At 67.9% G+C, this 15,935-nt stretch carries 16 protein-coding genes; 11 read left to right on the top strand and 5 right to left on the bottom strand.

The window, feature by feature from the left end; genetic code table 11:
- Window positions 1–37 precede the first annotated feature (37 nt).
- Entirely contained in the window at window positions 38–817 is a 780-nt protein-coding gene (locus ASC61_RS16335; RefSeq protein WP_235503574.1) for a GTP pyrophosphokinase, read from the bottom strand.
- Window positions 818–876: 59 nt separating this feature from the next.
- On the bottom strand, window positions 877–1,929 hold the full coding sequence (locus tag ASC61_RS16340; RefSeq protein ID WP_056213645.1) for a DNA polymerase domain-containing protein: 1,053 nt from the start codon (window positions 1,927–1,929) through the stop codon (window positions 877–879).
- Window positions 1,930–2,054: 125 nt separating this feature from the next.
- Here ASC61_RS16340 and ASC61_RS16345 point away from each other — a divergent pair, with 125 nt between their 5' ends.
- Window positions 2,055–3,353, top strand: a complete 1,299-nt coding sequence (locus ASC61_RS16345) for a DUF2786 domain-containing protein (protein ID WP_162243684.1) — start codon at window positions 2,055–2,057, stop codon at window positions 3,351–3,353.
- A gap of 3 nt (window positions 3,354–3,356) precedes the next feature.
- On the opposite strand, the gene ASC61_RS16350 is transcribed toward ASC61_RS16345, so the two are convergent.
- Complete coding sequence (locus ASC61_RS16350; protein WP_235503575.1) at window positions 3,357–3,842, bottom strand: YbaK/EbsC family protein; 486 nt, start codon at window positions 3,840–3,842, stop codon at window positions 3,357–3,359.
- Window positions 3,843–3,904: 62 nt separating this feature from the next.
- On the opposite strand from ASC61_RS16350, the gene ASC61_RS16355 reads away from it, so the two are divergent.
- The 10 genes from ASC61_RS16355 (at window position 3,905) to ASC61_RS16400 (ending at window position 14,453) form a co-directional block, all read left to right on the top strand.
- Complete coding sequence (locus tag ASC61_RS16355; protein ID WP_056213649.1) at window positions 3,905–6,028, top strand: MMPL family transporter; 2,124 nt, start codon at window positions 3,905–3,907, stop codon at window positions 6,026–6,028.
- 47 nt (window positions 6,029–6,075) lie between these two features.
- Window positions 6,076–6,762, top strand: coding sequence for a helix-turn-helix transcriptional regulator (locus ASC61_RS16360; protein ID WP_056213651.1), 687 nt, complete (start codon window positions 6,076–6,078; stop codon window positions 6,760–6,762).
- Window positions 6,759–8,195: a Fe-S cluster assembly protein SufB gene (sufB, locus tag ASC61_RS16365; RefSeq protein ID WP_056213653.1), complete on the top strand. Its 1,437-nt coding sequence runs from the start codon at window positions 6,759–6,761 to the stop codon at window positions 8,193–8,195. The genes ASC61_RS16360 and sufB overlap by 4 nt, the downstream gene beginning before the upstream one ends.
- Entirely contained in the window at window positions 8,192–9,358 is a 1,167-nt protein-coding gene (gene sufD / locus ASC61_RS16370; protein ID WP_056213654.1) for a Fe-S cluster assembly protein SufD, read from the top strand. Before sufB ends, sufD begins: the two co-directional genes overlap by 4 nt.
- A complete protein-coding gene (locus ASC61_RS16375; protein WP_056213656.1) occupies window positions 9,355–9,672 on the top strand; it encodes a non-heme iron oxygenase ferredoxin subunit in 318 nt (105 codons plus the stop codon). The genes sufD and ASC61_RS16375 overlap by 4 nt, the downstream gene beginning before the upstream one ends.
- 5 nt (window positions 9,673–9,677) lie before the next feature.
- On the top strand, window positions 9,678–10,442 hold the full coding sequence (gene sufC / locus ASC61_RS16380; protein ID WP_056213658.1) for a Fe-S cluster assembly ATPase SufC: 765 nt from the start codon (window positions 9,678–9,680) through the stop codon (window positions 10,440–10,442).
- Window positions 10,439–11,695: a cysteine desulfurase gene (locus tag ASC61_RS16385; RefSeq protein ID WP_056213660.1), complete on the top strand. Its 1,257-nt coding sequence runs from the start codon at window positions 10,439–10,441 to the stop codon at window positions 11,693–11,695. The genes sufC and ASC61_RS16385 overlap by 4 nt, the downstream gene beginning before the upstream one ends.
- A gap of 15 nt (window positions 11,696–11,710) precedes the next feature.
- Window positions 11,711–12,175: a Fe-S cluster assembly sulfur transfer protein SufU gene (gene sufU / locus ASC61_RS16390; RefSeq protein ID WP_056213662.1), complete on the top strand. Its 465-nt coding sequence runs from the start codon at window positions 11,711–11,713 to the stop codon at window positions 12,173–12,175.
- Window positions 12,172–12,534, top strand: coding sequence for a metal-sulfur cluster assembly factor (locus ASC61_RS16395; RefSeq protein ID WP_056213664.1), 363 nt, complete (start codon window positions 12,172–12,174; stop codon window positions 12,532–12,534). The genes sufU and ASC61_RS16395 overlap by 4 nt, the downstream gene beginning before the upstream one ends.
- A 320-nt stretch (window positions 12,535–12,854) precedes the next feature.
- On the top strand, window positions 12,855–14,453 hold the full coding sequence (locus ASC61_RS16400; RefSeq protein WP_056213666.1) for an ABC-F family ATP-binding cassette domain-containing protein: 1,599 nt from the start codon (window positions 12,855–12,857) through the stop codon (window positions 14,451–14,453).
- Between the two features lie 2 nt (window positions 14,454–14,455).
- Here the strand turns inward: ASC61_RS16400 and ASC61_RS16405 are convergent, their stop codons facing one another.
- Together ASC61_RS16405 and ASC61_RS16410 are read right to left on the bottom strand one after the other, a co-directional pair.
- Window positions 14,456–15,112 carry a hypothetical protein gene (locus tag ASC61_RS16405; RefSeq protein WP_056213668.1) on the bottom strand — a complete coding sequence of 219 codons (657 nt, stop codon included), beginning with the start codon at window positions 15,110–15,112 and terminating at the stop codon, window positions 14,456–14,458.
- On the bottom strand, window positions 15,109–15,879 hold the full coding sequence (locus tag ASC61_RS16410) for an SURF1 family cytochrome oxidase biogenesis protein (RefSeq protein WP_056213671.1): 771 nt from the start codon (window positions 15,877–15,879) through the stop codon (window positions 15,109–15,111). Before ASC61_RS16410 ends, ASC61_RS16405 begins: the two co-directional genes overlap by 4 nt.
- Between the last annotated feature and the right edge of the window lie 56 nt (window positions 15,880–15,935).

Raw genomic sequence — 15,935 nt, forward strand, 5'->3', positions numbered from 1 at the left:
GGTCGTGCTGGTGGTCGGGCCGCCAGATCTCGGTGGGTCAGCCGCTGAGGCGTCGGAGCCGTTCGATGAGCTGCTCGTCGGGCACCGCGTTGGTGTTCTCGGTCAGCTCGTCCTTGAGCGCCTTGGGCAGCTCGCCGGCGGTCTTGACCTCGGTGTGCAGCCGCTCCATCGTGGCGTCGAGCTCGCCGGCGGTCTCGGCCGCCTCCTTGAGCCCGTCGAGGAGGGACTGGGGGACGTCCTCGCGGTACTTGTAGTGGATCTTGTGCTCGAGGCTCGCCCAGAAGTCCATCGCGATCGTCCGGAGCTGCACCTCGACGAGCACCGGGATCTCGCCGTCGCTCAGGAAGACCGGCACCTCCACGAGGGCGTGCAGGCTGCGATAGCCGTTGGGCTTCGGCGTCTTGATGTAGTCACGCACCTCGACGACGCTGACGTCCGACTGCCCCGTGAGCAGGTCGAAGATCGTGTAGACGTCCGACACGAAGCTGCACGTCACACGTACGCCGGCGATGTCGGTGATGCGCTCGGCGATCGACTCGAACGTCGGCTCGCACTGCTTGCGGCCCATCTTCTCGACGATCGACTCCGGGTTCTTGAGCCGCGACGACACGTGCTCGATGGGGTTGGTGTCGTGCAGGTGGGCGAACTCGTCGCGCAGGATCGACAGCTTGGTGACGATCTCCTCCATGCCGAACTTGTAGCGCATCATGAAGCGGGTGAAGTCCTGGCGGAGCTGCTGCGCGTCCTGCGACGCGAAGTCGCCGTCGGCCCTGTCGATGAGTCGCCCCAGGTCCATCCGGGCAGGCGTCGGGTCCACCAGCCCACTGTAGGCAGATGACGCCGGATGCGCCTGTGAGGACCCCGTGAGTCGCGTCGTCAGTCCTCGACGACCTTCTTGGCCTTGCTGGGCTGGACGCGCTTGGGCTCGCCGGGCATCTTGGGATACTCGGGCGGATACGGCATCTCGACCGGGTTCGCCTCCCAGAGGTCGAGCAGCGGCTGCAGCGAGTGGTGCACGTCGTCGATCTCGGCCCATGCGTCGCCGCGAGACGCCAGGCGCTCCGGCACCGTGTGCAGCGTGAAGACCCGGGGGTCGTCGAGCGCTTCCAGCTCGTCCCACGTCACGGGAGTCGAGACCGTCGCACCCGGAGCGGGTCGCAAGCTGTAGGCCGAGGCGATCGTCCGGTCTCGGCAGTTCTGGTTGAAGTCGACGAACACGTTGTTCTCGCGCTCCTCCTTCCACCACGCGGTCGTGACGCCGTGCGTACGCTTCTCGAGCTCGCGGGCGATCGCGATCGCGCCGTGGCGTACGTCGGTGAACGTCCATGTGGGCTCGAGCCGTACGTAGACGTGGATGCCGCGTTTGCCGCTGGTCTTGGCGAAGGCCCGGATGCCGAGCTCGTCGAACAGCTCACGCGCCACACCCGCGATGCGTACGGCATCGCCGAACGTCGCCGAGCCGAACGGGTCGAGGTCGATGCGCAGCTCGTCGGGACGGTCGTTGTCGTCACGTCGAGTCGGCCAGGGGTGGAACGTGATGGCGCCCATGTGCGCCGCCCACGCCGCCGTGGCGATCTCCGTCATGCAGATCTCGTCGGCGACCCGGCCCGAGGGGAACAGGATGCGCGTGCTCTCGACGTACGGAGGAGCGCCGCGCATCATGCGCTTCTGGTAGAACGCGTCGCCGTGACTGTCGGCCCGTGTCGACATGACCATGCCTTCGCGTACGCCCTTGGGCCAGCGTTCGAGCGCGACCGGGCGGTCGCGGAGGGCGCGCATGAGGCCGTCCTCGACCGCGACGTAGTACTCCGCGACCATCAGCTTGGTCACCTCGGGGGAGAAGTCGGTCGCCTCGTAGATCACCCTCGTCGGACTCGAGACGCGGACCGTTCGCCCGCCGGCCTCGATCTCGACCGCATCGCTCGCCATGGAGCCACTCTATGGGCGAGGGCGCTCGACGAGTGCTCTCCACAGAGCGCGTCGCTGCTCGTCGATCTCCACCGCCTCGAGCGGCGGATTTTCACATGTCCGGCGTTCCGGCAAGGATGGATCTCATGGGGAAGAGCAGTCGCCAACGTCGTGAGGCCCGCCGACAAGCTCACGGGAGCAGGCCGCGTCACGCTGCGCCCGACGCGGCGTCAGTCACCCTGGCCGAGCTGAACGACCTGATCTCGATGGCCGCTCGCTACGCCGTGGCCGCCCCGAGAGCCGCTGGGCCCCGCATCCAGCTGCTCAACGAGCTGACGGCCGCTGCCGAGAGCCCCCAGCTCAATCCCGCGAGCCTGGTCGCCGGCGAGGTGCTCTCGCGCATCAGCCGCGCCTGGGAGTACGGCTGGCAACCACAGGAGCTCGTGCACGCGCTCCGCCGGCACACCTCGGCAGCGGCCGCGGCATGGTTCTCCCGCGCGGTCCTCGTCGACGCTCGGCGATCCGACGCGATGCAGCAGGCTCCCGAGCGATGGCGCACCCAGCTCAGCCTGCTGGCCGGGCGCCATGGCGGCTCCGCGACCCTGCTGAGTCCTGATGGTGACGCCTCGGAGGCCGAGTGGGTGACGGCGCTGGTCGCGCTCGACTTCATCCGCGACCTGCCGCGCTCCCAGATGCTGGTCCCGCCGCCCTCCCAGTGGGGCCGCGTTCGGCGCCAGGCGTCGATCCACACGAGCGAAGGACACGCCAAGACCATCGTCCGGGTGCGAGCACTGCTGGCCAAGGCGGAGTCGACCGAGTTCGCCCCCGAGGCGGAAGCCCTGACCGCCAAGGCGCAGGACATCATGACCCGGCACGCGATCGACGAGGCGTTGCTGCATGACGACGCGGGGGATCCCGTCGACGTGCAGGGCATCCGGGTGCTGATCGATCACCCTTACGCGCTGGAGAAGGCTCGCCTGCTCGACGTCGTTGCGAGGGCCAACCGGACCCGCGCGGTGTGGAACGACTTCGCGTCGTCGATGACGCTGCTTGGCGTTCCGACCGACCTCGAGCAGGTCGAGATGCTGTTCACCTCGGCGCTGGTGCAGGCCACGAGAGCGATGACCCAGGCCGGCCAGGAAGCCCGGCCGAGCGCCGGCGAGCGGTCATCTGCGTTTCGCAAGGCCTTCCTCAGCGCGTACGCGACGCGCATCGGCGAGCGTCTCACTGCGTCGACCGCCGAAGCAGCCTCCGCCTATGGCACCGACCTCGTGCCGGTCTTCCAGCGCCAGGCGGAGGCGATCGACGAGGAGTTCGACCGGCTGTTCCCGCACGTCACGAGCGGGTCCCGGCGCGCGACGTTCGACGCTCGCGGCTGGGACGCCGGCATGCGCGCGGCCGACGCCGCCGTGCTCCCCGCGGGATCGATCGAGGGCACACCCTGATCGTCAGTTGACTGCGATCTCCCGGGCGCCGGTCATCTGGCGCAGCTCGTCGTACGTCGTGGAGAACACCGCGGCGGGGTGCCCGGCCGCCGCCCAGATCTCGTCGTACGACCGCAGAGCCGGGTCCAGGAACGTGCGGATCGGCGTGGGGTGCGCGATGGGGGAGACGCCGCCGATGACCTGTCCGGTGTGCTCGCGTACGAACTCCGGCTTGGCCCGCTCCAGTGCCGCCACCTCGATCGAGGCGGCGACCTTGTCGGTGTCGACGCGGTGGGCGCCGGACGTGAGCACCAGCACCGGTTCGGTCTCCCCGGCGAGCGTCGTCGCGGCGAACAGCAGGCTGTTGGCGATCGCGCCGACCTCGCAGCCGAGCGCCTCGGCCGCGAGCGCGGCGGTGTGCACCGAGTCGGGCAGCACGACGATCCGGCCCGTGCCGCCGCGGATGTCGAGCTCAGCCCGGAAGCGAGTGATGGAGGCATGTTCGGTCACGATGCGAAACGTATCCTGACCCCGCTCGCGCCCGCGACACCCGGAACGATAGTTTTTGCGACATGTTCTCTGCACTCGGCCGTTTCGTAACCCGTCGTCCTTGGATCGTGCTCGGCACCTGGGTCGCTCTTGCCGTGGTCGTCATCACGACGGCGCCCGGGCTGACCGCCACGACGGACGAGGCCGAGTTCCTGCCCAAGCACTACGAGTCGATCAAGGCCGCCAACCTGCAGGAGAAGGCGTTCCCGAGCCAGGGCCAGGCCGGCGCGATCCTCGTGTTCGACCGCAAGGACGGTGGCAAGCTGACCGCGGAGGACAGCACCAAGATCGAGTCCGTGGTCGACGAGCTCAACGGCAAACTCGACAAGGCCTTCGTGCCGGGCACGGTCCAGCCGCCCTCTGAGAACAAGCTCGTCCAGATCGCCGTGGTGGGGCTGGCCGACAACGCGACCGGCTACGACACGCAGTCGATGGACGCCGCCAAGGACCTGCGCAAGGACGCCAAGCCCCTCGTCAAGGACACCGGACTGCAGCTCCGCATGACCGGAGCCGCCCCGCAGAGCGTCGACTCCGAGGACTCGTCAGCCAAGACCATGGAGATCGTCGGCCTGGCCACGATCGTGCTGATCGTGGTGCTGTTGGCGCTGATCTTCCACAGCGTGATCATCTGCCTGCTGCCGATCGTCGTGGTGACGCTCGTGTCGTTCATCGCCACAGGTCTGATCGCCTGGGCCAACGACATCTTCGACCTCAAGGCCGACAGCTCGATCCAGGTCATCCTGATCGTGGTGCTCTACGGCATCGGCACCGACTACATCCTGTTCCTGCTCTTCCGCTATCGGGAGCGACTGCGCACCGGTGAGGACACCAAGGTCGCGATCGGCGCGGCGCTCGAGCGTGCGGGCGAGGCGATCGCGTCCGCCGGCGGGGCCGTCATCGTGTCGTTCATGGCGCTCGTGCTGTCGAGCCTCAGCATCTTCCGGTCGATCGGTCCGGCCCTGGCGATCGCGGTCGCGATCACCCTCCTCGCTGCGCTCACGCTGGTGCCGGCCCTCCTGACGCTGCTGGGCCGCGCACTGTTCTGGCCGTCCAAGAAGTGGCGCGACGAGCCGGCGGGCACCCGTTTCGCCTCGATCGGCACGTCGCTCGGCAAGCATCCGGTACGTTTCGCGGGCGCCGCGGGCCTCCTGCTCGCCGTCCTGGCCTCGTTCACGATCGGCTTCAACCCGTCGTTCGACTTCAACTCGAGCCTGCCCAAGGACGTCGAGTCCACCAAGGCGATCAAGACGCTCGAGAAGGGGCTGCCCGCCGGCGTCACCGATCCGACGACCGTCCTGCTGACCTCGGACGACAAGCTCGACCAGACCACGGTCGACACCTTCGCCGCCGACCTCGGCCGCACCAAGGGAATCGCCCAGGTCTCGCCGGGAACGCTGTCCGAGGACGGCCGCACTGCGGTCTACAACGCGCTGCTCGACCACGACCCGACCTCGGACGCGGCGATCGCCGACGTCAAGGGTCCGATCCGCGACGCGGCGCACGAAGCCGCGCCGGAGGGCACCGAGGCGTTCGTGGGCGGCACGACCTCGGTCTTCGTCGACATGCAGAAGGCCATGAACCGCGACTACTCGATCGTGTTCCCGGTGGCGGCGGTCGTCATCATGATCATCCTGGCGCTGCTGCTGCGCAGCCTCGTTGCTCCGTGGTACCTCATGATCTCCGTCGGCCTCGGCTTCGGCGCGACACTCGGTGCCACGGTCATCGTGTTCCAGCACATCCAAGGCCTCGACGGGCTGATCTTCATGCTGCCGATCTACATCTACCTGTTCGTCGTGGCCCTCGGCACCGACTACAACATCTTGATGATCGCTCGATTGCGCGAGGAGGCTCGCGAAGGGCGAAGTCCCCGCGACGCGGCAGCGCAGGCCGTACGCCATGCCGGTCCGACCATCGCGGCGGCCGGCGTCATCCTCGCCGGCACGTTCGCGGCGCTGATGCTCGGCGGCAACTCGCTGATCACGTCGATGGGATTCGCGTTGTCGTTCGGCATCTTCGTGGCGGCGTTCGTCATGGCGATGTTCCTGACGCCGGCGATCACGGCCCTCATCGGCCACGCGGCGTGGTGGCCCGGTCACGGCGACGAGACGGCTGAGGAGAAGGCGGTTCGCGTCGACGTACGGGGTTAGGTTCACCTTCGTTGAACCGGCTTGGTGAATAAAGGCACACTTGTCTTGTGAAATACACCGGTACGGATGACGCGTCGGTGGTCGACGACGCTCCGACCCGGGAGCGTGTCGCCACGACGATCCTCCAGAACGGCCCGTCGACCGCAGCGGACCTCGCGGTCCAGCTGCGCCTGACGCCGGCCGCCGTACGCCGACACCTCGACCAGCTCCTCGCCGAGGGGGTCCTCGAGGCGCGCGACCAGCGGGTCACCGGTCAGCGCGGCCGCGGCCGTCCCGCCAAGGTCTTCGTCATCACCGACGCGGGCCGCGATCACTTCGGCCACGCGTACGACGTGCTGGCCGCAGGGGCGCTGCGCTACCTCGCCGAGACCGGGGGAGACGACGCCGTCATGGAGTTCGCCCGCCACCGGCTCACCGACATCGAGGCGCGCTACCGCCCGTTGCTGGCCATGGCCGACCCCGACCAGCGCCCGCAGGTGCTGGCCGAGGCCCTGAGCGCCGACGGCTACGCCGCGTCGGTCGGCTCGACCCCCGCCGGCACCCAGATGTGCCAGCACCACTGCCCGGTCGCCCACGTGGCCGAGGAGTTCCCCCAGATGTGCGAGGCCGAGACCGAGATGTTCGCGCGTCTCCTCGGCACCCACGTGCAGCGGCTCGCCACGATCGCCCACGGCGACGGTGTCTGCACGACCCACCTGCCCAAGAACAACCCAGCAGAGAGGCTGCCCTCATGACGACCACGTCAGAGACCAATGCCATCGAAGAGGCCAACCCGGGCCTGAAAGACGTCGGCCGCTACGAGTTCGGCTGGTCGGACAAGACCGACGCCGGCGCCACGGTGCAGCGCGGCCTGAGCGAGGACGTCGTCCGCAACATCTCTGCGCTCAAGTCCGAGCCGCAGTGGATGCTCGACCTGCGCCTCAAGGGCCTCAAGCTGTTCGGCCGCAAGCCGATGCCGACCTGGGGCGCCGACCTCGGGGGCATCGACTTCGACAACATCAAGTACTTCGTGCGGTCCACCGAGAAGCAGGCCGCCACGTGGGACGACCTGCCCGAGGACATCAAGAACACGTACGACCGCCTGGGCATCCCCGAGGCCGAGAAGCAGCGCCTCGTGTCCGGCGTCGCCGCGCAGTACGAGTCCGAGGTCGTCTACCACTCGATCCGTGAGGACCTCGAGGCCCAGGGCGTCCTGTTCCTCGACACCGACACGGCGCTCAAGGAGCACCCGGAGATCTTCCAGGAGTACTTCGCCACGGTCATCCCGGTCGGCGACAACAAGTTCTCCGCGCTCAACTCGGCGGTGTGGTCCGGTGGCTCGTTCATCTACGTGCCCAAGGGCGTCCACGTCGACATCCCGCTGCAGGCCTACTTCCGCATCAACACCGAGAACATGGGCCAGTTCGAGCGCACGCTGATCATCGCCGACGAGGACTCGTACGTGCACTACGTCGAGGGCTGTACGGCACCGATCTACTCCAGCGACTCGCTGCACTCCGCGGTCGTCGAGATCATCGTCAAGAAGGGCGCCCGCGTCCGCTACACGACGATCCAGAACTGGTCCAACAACGTCTACAACCTCGTGACCAAGCGCGCCGTCTGCGAAGAGGGCGCCACGATGGAGTGGGTCGACGGCAACATCGGCTCCAAGGTCACGATGAAGTACCCCGCCGTCTACCTCATGGGTGAGCACGCGCGTGGCGAGACGCTGTCGATCGCCTTCGCCGGAGAGGGTCAGCACCAGGATGCCGGCGCCAAGATGGTGCACGCCGCGCCCAACACGTCGAGCTCGATCCTGAGCAAGTCGGTCGCGCGTGGCGGCGGACGTACGTCCTACCGTGGCCTGCTGCAGGTGCTCGAGGGTGCCGAGGGCTCGGCCAGCACGGTCAAGTGCGATGCGCTCCTGGTCGACCAGATCAGCCGCTCCGACACCTACCCCTACGTCGACGTCCGTGAGGACGACGTGACGCTCGGGCACGAGGCCACGGTCTCCAAGCTCAGCGACGACCAGCTCTTCTACTTCATGTCACGCGGCATGGAGGAGGACGAGGCCATGGCGATGATCGTCCGCGGCTTCGTGGAGCCCATCGCGCGCGAGCTGCCGATGGAGTACGCCCTCGAGCTCAACCGCCTGATCGAGCTCCAGATGGAGGGTGCTGTCGGATGACGCAGACCGTTGCCGAAGCACTGGAGCTCGCTCCAGTCGAAAGTCATCTGCACCCCGAGGGGTCCTTCAACGTCGAGGACCACCCGGTCCCGTCGGGCCTCGAGGAGATCTGGCGATTCACCCCGCTCAAGCGCCTCCGTGGCCTGCACCAGGACACCCCGCTCGACGGCTCCGCGTTCAAGGTCGAGGTCGACGCCGCTGAAGGCGTCACCGCGGTCTCCGTGCCCGTCGGCGACTCCGCTCGCGGCGCCTCGGGCTACGTGCCCGTCGACCGCGTGTCGGCCCGTGCCTGGGAGGCCGCGCAGTCGGTCTTCGAGGTGACGATCCCGGCCAACACGGTCGTCGAGGAGCCCACCACGATCCGCCTGCACGGCGAGAGCCTCGACAAGGCGGCTGCGGGACACCTGCTCGTACGCGCCGGCCAGTTCTCCAAGGCCGTCGTGGTCGTCGACTACGACGGTTCGGCGACGTGGGCCGAGAACATCGAGGTCGTGCTCGAGGACGGCGCCCAGCTGACGTTCGTCACGATCCAGGACTGGAACGACGACAGCGTCCACGTGGTCACCCAGCACGCCCGGGTCGGCCGCGACGCCGAGCTCCGCCACATCGCGGTCTCTCTCGGCGGCGACGTCGTACGCGCCAGCACCTCGGCGGACTACCTCGGCACCGGCGGCAGCGTCGAGATGCTCGGCGTCTACTTCGCCGACGCCGGCCAGCACATCGAGCACCGCCTGTTCGTCGACCACACGGCGCCGCGCACCAAGAGCAACGTCGAGTACAAGGGCGCGCTCCAGGGCAAGGACGCCCACACGGTCTGGATCGGCAACGTCCTGATCCGCAAGGAGGCCCAGGGCATCCTGACGTACGAGAGCAACGACAACCTCGTGCTGACCGACGGTGCGACTGCCGACTCGGTGCCCAACCTCGAGATCGAGACCGGCGACATCGAGGGCGCGGGTCACGCGTCCACGACGGGCCGCTTCGACGACGAGCACCTGTTCTACCTGCAGAGCCGCGGCATCGCCGAGGAAGAGGCCCGCCGACTCGTCGTGCACGGCTTCTTCAACGACATCATCCGTCGCATCGGCGTGCCGTCCCTGCAGGAGCGCCTGGTCGCCTCCATCGAGGAGGAGCTGGCCGAGCACGTAGGACGCATCTCATGACCTTCGTGGCAGCCGCCGCACTGGCGGACGTACCCCAAGGGGGAGTGCTCGCCGTCGAGGTCGACGGCGAGGAGATCGCCCTGCTGCGCGACGGCGACGACGTCTACGCGATGCGCGACGAGTGCTCGCACGCGTCGATCCCACTGTCGGAGGGCGAGGTCGAGGGCTGCGAGATCGAGTGCTGGCTGCACGGCTCGCGCTTCGACGCCCGCACCGGCAAGCCGGTCAACCTCCCCGCCACCGAAGCCGTACCCACCTACCCCACCCAGATCGAGGGCGACACCGTCATGGTCGACCTCTCACCCAGGAGCTGAAGCACATGTCCACCCTTGAGATCAAGGACCTCCACGTCTCGGTCAAGACCGAGGAAGGCGACAAGGAGATCCTCAAAGGCGTCGACCTCACGGTCAACTCCGGCGAGGTCCACGCCATCATGGGCCCCAACGGCTCCGGCAAGTCGACGCTGGCCTACTCGATCGCCGGCCACCCCAAGTACGACGTCACGAGCGGCTCGGTGACGCTCGACGGCGTCGACATCCTCTCGATGACCGTCGACCAGCGCGCCCGCGCCGGCCTGTTCCTCGCGATGCAGTACCCCGTCGAGGTCCCAGGCGTCTCGGTCGCCAACTTCCTCCGCACCGCCAAGACCGCGATCGACGGCGAGGCACCCAAGCTCCGCACGTGGGTCAAGGACGTCAACGAGGCGCTCGAGCGGGTCACGCTCGACAAGGAGTTCGCGCAGCGCAGCGTGAACGAGGGCTTCTCCGGTGGCGAGAAGAAGCGCCACGAGATCGCGCAGCTCGAGCTGCTCAACCCGAAGTTCGCCGTGCTCGACGAGACCGACTCGGGCCTCGACATCGACGCCCTGCGGGTCGTCTCCGACGGCGTCAACCGCTACAGCACCCAGGGTGACCGTGGCGTCCTGCTGATCACGCACTACACGCGCATCCTGCAGTACATCAAGCCCGACCACGTCCACGTGTTCGTCGCGGGACGTCTCGCCGAGAGCGGCGGCCGCGAGCTCGCCGACCAGCTCGAGGCCGAGGGCTACGACAAGTACGTGAAGGCCGCGGCACAGGCATGACCGTCGTCGAGGGCACCCAGACGTTCGACGTCGCCAGGATCAGGGAGGACTTCCCGATCCTGGGGCGTCGCCTGGCCGGCGACTTCCCGCTGGTCTACCTCGACAGTGCCAACACCTCGCAGAAGCCGGTCCAGGTCATCGATGCGATCGACGACCACTACCGGCAGCACAATGCCAACGTCGCCCGGGCGATGCACCAGCTGGGTGCCGAGGCGAGCGCGGCGTTCGAGCTCGGTCGCGACAAGGTCGCGGCGTTCATCGGCGCTCCGCGCCGTGACGAGGTCGTGTTCGCCAAGAACGCTTCCGAGGCGCTCAACCTCGTGGCCCGCGTGCTGGGCGACTCCGGCCGCATCGGCCAGGACCACGAGATCGTGATCACCGAGATGGAGCACCACTCCAACATCGTGCCGTGGCAGCAGCTGAGCCAGCGCACGGGCGCCAGCTTGCGGTGGTTCGGGGTGACCGACGAGGGTCGGCTCGATCTGGACGGCATCGACGAGCTCATCACCGAGCAGACCGCCGTCGTCTCGGTCACCTGGGTGTCCAACATGCTCGGCACGATCAACCCGCTCGAGACGATCATCGCCAAGGCGCACTCGGTCGGCGCGCTCGTCGTGGTCGACGCGTCACAGGCCGTCCCGCAGCTTCCGGTCGACGTCGCCGCGCTCGGTGCCGACTTCGTCGCGTTCACGGGTCACAAGATGGTCGGCCCGACCGGCATCGGCGTGCTCTGGGGCCGCTACGACCTGCTCGCCGAGCTGCCGCCGTTCCTCGGCGGTGGGGAGATGATCGAGACGGTCACGATGGCGCAGTCGACGTACGCTCCGCCGCCGGCACGATTCGAGGCCGGGACGCCGCCGATCGCGCAGTCCGTCGGACTCGGTGCGGCGGTCGACTACCTCTCGGCGATCGGCATGGACAACATTGCGGCGCACGAGCAGGCCATCACGGCGTACGCGCTGGGTGCCCTGCAGGAGATCGACGGTCTGCGGATCGTCGGTCCCAAGGAAGCCGTCGACCGCGGGGGAGCGATCAGCTTCACGCTCGGCGACATCCACCCGCATGACGTGTCGCAGCTGCTCGACTCGCGCGGCGTCGCCGTACGCGCCGGGCACCACTGCGCCAAGCCGGCTCACCAGCGCTTCGGGGTGCAGTCGACGACGCGCGCATCGTTCTACCTCTACACGACCACTGCGGAAATTGATCTGCTCGTCGAGGCGTTGCACTACACGAAGAAGTACTTCGGAGGCTGAGCCATGACTGACGCGATGAACGTGGATTCGCTCTACCAGGAGATCATCCTGGACCACTACAAGCGACCCCACGGCGCGGGACTGCGCGAGCCCTTCGAGGCCGAGGTCCACCACGTCAACCCGACGTGCGGCGACGAGATCACGCTGCGGGTCCACCTCGACGGCAACACCGTCTCCGACGTCTCCTACGCCGCCCAGGGCTGCTCGATCAGCCAGGCGTCCACGTCGGTGCTCAACGACCTGATCGTCGGCAAGAACGTCGAGGAAGGCATGGCCATCCTCGACGAGTTCAACACCCTCATGCACGGCAAGGGCAAGATCGAGCCCGACGAGGACGTCCTCGAGGACGGCATCGCGTTCGCCGGCGTCGCCCAGTTCCCCGGCCGCATCAAGTGCGCGCTGCTGGGCTGGATGGCCTGGAAGGACGCCGTCTCGCAGGCGCTCGTCACCACTTCGTCAACCACGGGAGACCCGAAATGACCACCGATCACAGCGATCTGCCCGAGGTCGAGCTGGCCCCTCAGGGCGGCACGACCAAGGAAGACGTCCTCGAGGCCATGAAGGACGTCGTCGACCCCGAGCTCGGCATCAACGTCGTCGACCTCGGCCTCGTCTATGGTGCGGACGTCGACGAGCACAGCAACACGGTGCTCTCCATGACGCTCACCTCCGCGGCGTGCCCGCTGACCGACGTCATCGAGGACCAGACCCGTGCCGCCCTCGACGGCATCGTCAACGACTTCCGGATCGAATGGGTCTGGATGCCGCCGTGGGGCCCGGACAAGATCACCGACGACGGCCGCGAGATGCTGCGTGCCCTCGGCTTCAACATTGGCTGAGGTCAATTCGCGCTCAGAGCGAATTGCGCCTCAGTCAGGTTTGGGGGTCCCCCCACGAGCTCTGCGAGTAGGGGGCGCGATCGCGGCGAAGCCGCCAGCTGACGAAACCTCGTGAGTTCACTGCTCAACGCAGGAACGCCCCTTGAGCCTGTCGAAACGTCCCTCGACAGGCTGAAGGACCAGTGGGACGTAACGCACACGCATACAGTCCCGAGCAGCCTCACCGGCCCCGTAGACTGTTTCGGTGACCTTTCATCAGCGGGAATGAGTGCGGCGCACTGACGCCGCCTTTTCGCACACCCTGATCTGAAAGTCATCCCATGCTCACCGTCTCCAATGTGGAGCTGCGCTTCGGCGCGCGCGTCCTGATGTCCGACGTCTCCTTCCGCGTCGACAAGGGCGACAAGATCGGCCTCGTCGGCCGCAACGGCGCCGGCAAGACCACCCTGACCCGCATGCTGTCGGGCGACGGTCAGCCCGCCGAGGGATCCATCACGTCGACCGGCAAGATCGGCTACCTCCCTCAGGACCCCAAGTCCGGCGATTTGGCGACCACAGCGCGCGACCGCATCCTCGGCGCGCGCGGGCTCGACGAGGCGCTGACAGCCATGCGCAAGGCCGAGATCGACATGGGCTCGCCCGACCCGGCGACCGCCGAGAAGGCCATGAAGGCCTACACGCGTGCCGACACGGTGTTCGGCGCCGGTGGCGGGTACGCAGCCGAGTCCGAGGCCGCGACGATCGCCCATGCCCTGGGTCTGCCGGACCGGGTGCTGGAGCAGCCCCTGTCGACCCTGTCCGGTGGTCAGCGCCGCCGTATCGAGCTCGCCCGCATCCTGTTCTCCGACGCCGAGACGCTCCTGCTCGACGAGCCGACCAACCACCTCGACGCCGACTCGGTCGTCTGGCTGCGCGGGTTTCTCAAGAACTTCAGCGGCGGACTCGTCATCATCAGCCACGACGTCGAGCTGATCGAGGAGACCGTCAACAAGGTGCTCTACCTCGACGCCAACCGCGCGACGATCGACATCTACAACATGGGCTGGAAGTCGTACGTCAAGCAGCGGGAGGCCGACGAGCACCGTCGCAAGCGCGAGCGTGCCATCGCGGTCAAGAAGGCCGACCAGCTGACCAGCCAGGCCAACAAGTTCCGGGCCAAGGCGTCCAAGGCCGCGACGGCCCAGCAGATGCTGCGCCGCGCCGAGCAGCTCGTCGCCGGGCTCGAGGGCGAGCGGGTGCAGGACAAGGTCGCCAACATCAAGTTCCCCAAGCCCGCACCGTGCGGCAAGACGCCGCTGATGGCCGAAGGGCTGTCCAAGTCGTACGGGTCGCTGGAGATCTTCACCGACGTCGACCTGGCGATCGACAAGGGCAGCCGCGTCGTCGTGCTGGGCCTCAACGGCGCCGGCAAGACCACGTTGCTTCGCATGCTGGCCGGCACGCTGACCCCGGACACCGGTGAGATCATCCCGGGTCACGGCCTCAAGATCGGCTACTTCGCGCAGGAGCACGAGACGCTCGACACCTCGCGGACGGTGCTGGAGAACATGCAGGCCCAAGCCCCACAGCTGACGGACACCGAGGCGCGCAGCGTGCTCGGCTCGTTCCTGTTCAGCGGTGACGACACCTCCAAGCCCGCGGGCGTGCTGTCAGGCGGCGAGAAGACCCGTCTGGCGCTCGCGAGCCTCATCGTCTCCAGTGCCAACGTGCTGCTGCTCGACGAGCCGACCAACAACCTCGACCCGGCGTCCCGCGAAGAGGTCCTACGGGCCATTCGTACGTACGAGGGTGCGATCGTGCTCGTCTCGCACGACGAGGGCGCCGTCCTGGCCCTCGAGCCCGACCGGGTCCTGCTGCTGCCTGACGGCGACGAGGACCACTGGTCCGAGGACTACGCCGACCTCGTCACCCTCGCCTGACGTCAGGTCGACGCGCGCCGGAACAGCTGCAGCGAGCCCACTGGGCTGAAGCCCGTTGACAGCAGGGCACGCAGGCTTGCGGCGTTGCCCGGTGCGGCAGCGGCGATGACGAGCTGACCCTCCGGGACGAGCGTGAGCGCAGCCTCGACGAGGGCGCTGCCGCTGCCACCACGATGCTCAGGTTCGAGCTCGAAGCTGACCTCCGGCAGTCCTGCGACCCCGCGGGACAGCACGGCGACGGCCGTGCGCCGCGGGTCGTCGAAGCCGAAGACCTGCACGTCGTCGCGGTTGGTGGCCGCGAAGCGCACCCGGGGATGTGTGGCGAGATCGGGTCGCGGCACGAGTCTCGGTCTCACGGCCGCCATCGATCCACGACCTCGGCCGACGAGCAGCGCGTCCAGGCTGTCGATCCACCCGTCGGGTCCGGCCAGTTCAGCGACCAGGCGTGCGTCGTGTGCGCCGCCGAATCCGTCCGCGCCCAGACCGGCCAGTGACGCGTCGGTCGTCGCCGCATCGACCGCGAAGACCGCGTGGCCGGTGAAGGCGACCACGGCCTCGAGCCCGGCCTTCCACGGGTCCACGCGATGCCACCCACCGTCGACAGGGAGAAATCGACCGTTGGCGGTGTCCTCGATGACGACAGCCAGCGGATGGCTCACCGCGGGGGACTGCTGTCCGCGAATCCGTCGATGCGGGTGGGGTTGCGGCGCTCCTTGGCCTCGGACCTGGCGAACCAGAAGTAGCCGACCACGGCGAGCAGTGCGAAGAACCACCACTGCAACGCGTAGAAGAAGTGTGGACCCTGACCGCGCTCGGGCTCTGGCTCGGCGGCAAGCTTCTTGGTCGCCTGAGGGTCTTCGGATCGCAGGTTGAGATAGCCACTCAACAGCGTGTACGGCACGGACTTCGCGAAGCCGACACTCGAGATCGCCCTGATCTGCCCATCCACCGGACGTATCGCATCGTTGCCGGCACCGTTGTCGGGGCGCAGCCACCCCGTGATCGTCACCTCGCCTGCCGGGGGATCGGGCACGACGGGCCGAGCGACCGTGTTCTCCGACTCCTGCCAGCCGCGATCGACGAGAACCGCCTCGCCCGACGACAGCACGAACGGCGTGACGACATCGACGCCGGGCGCCCCGTCACGAGTCGAGAACTTGACCGTCACCTGGTGCTCGACGTCGTACGTCCCGGTCGCCCGTACGCGTGTGAACTCGCTCTGGTCATCGACTTCGCCACCCGGCTTGAGCACCTGCGTCAGGTCGACCGGCTCGGCCTTCAGGTGGGCCGTGATGATCTTGTTCTGGTCGAGGCGGTGCTCGAGCCGATGGATCTGCCAGAACCCCAGACGGGTGCAGACGGCGGCGAGCACGATGACGAAGACCGCGAATCCGATCCACCGCACGCTCAGCAGGAAGCGGTACACGTGTCGACGGTAGTTGTGCCGGCCAACGTCTCGTCCCGCGGGTGGCGTCAGGCCAC

Origin of the sequence: Aeromicrobium sp. Root344, assembly GCF_001425755.1 — a bacterium.
In the GTDB taxonomy this organism is placed as follows: domain Bacteria; phylum Actinomycetota; class Actinomycetes; order Propionibacteriales; family Nocardioidaceae; genus Aeromicrobium.

What these genes read in the sequence shown, in the direction of transcription:
- ASC61_RS16340 (WP_056213645.1), bottom strand. Translation starts at nt 1,929, where the DNA reads ATGGCGAGCGATGCGGTCGAGATCGAGGCCGGCGGGCGAACGGTCCGC.
- ASC61_RS16345 (WP_162243684.1), top strand. Translation starts at nt 2,055, where the DNA reads ATGGGGAAGAGCAGTCGCCAACGTCGTGAGGCCCGCCGACAAGCTCAC.
- ASC61_RS16355 (WP_056213649.1), top strand. Translation starts at nt 3,905, where the DNA reads ATGTTCTCTGCACTCGGCCGTTTCGTAACCCGTCGTCCTTGGATCGTG.
- sufB (WP_056213653.1), top strand. Translation starts at nt 6,759, where the DNA reads ATGACGACCACGTCAGAGACCAATGCCATCGAAGAGGCCAACCCGGGC.
- sufD (WP_056213654.1), top strand. Translation starts at nt 8,192, where the DNA reads ATGACGCAGACCGTTGCCGAAGCACTGGAGCTCGCTCCAGTCGAAAGT.
- ASC61_RS16375 (WP_056213656.1), top strand. Translation starts at nt 9,355, where the DNA reads ATGACCTTCGTGGCAGCCGCCGCACTGGCGGACGTACCCCAAGGGGGA.
- sufC (WP_056213658.1), top strand. Translation starts at nt 9,678, where the DNA reads ATGTCCACCCTTGAGATCAAGGACCTCCACGTCTCGGTCAAGACCGAG.
- ASC61_RS16385 (WP_056213660.1), top strand. Translation starts at nt 10,439, where the DNA reads ATGACCGTCGTCGAGGGCACCCAGACGTTCGACGTCGCCAGGATCAGG.
- sufU (WP_056213662.1), top strand. Translation starts at nt 11,711, where the DNA reads ATGAACGTGGATTCGCTCTACCAGGAGATCATCCTGGACCACTACAAG.
- ASC61_RS16395 (WP_056213664.1), top strand. Translation starts at nt 12,172, where the DNA reads ATGACCACCGATCACAGCGATCTGCCCGAGGTCGAGCTGGCCCCTCAG.
- ASC61_RS16400 (WP_056213666.1), top strand. Translation starts at nt 12,855, where the DNA reads ATGCTCACCGTCTCCAATGTGGAGCTGCGCTTCGGCGCGCGCGTCCTG.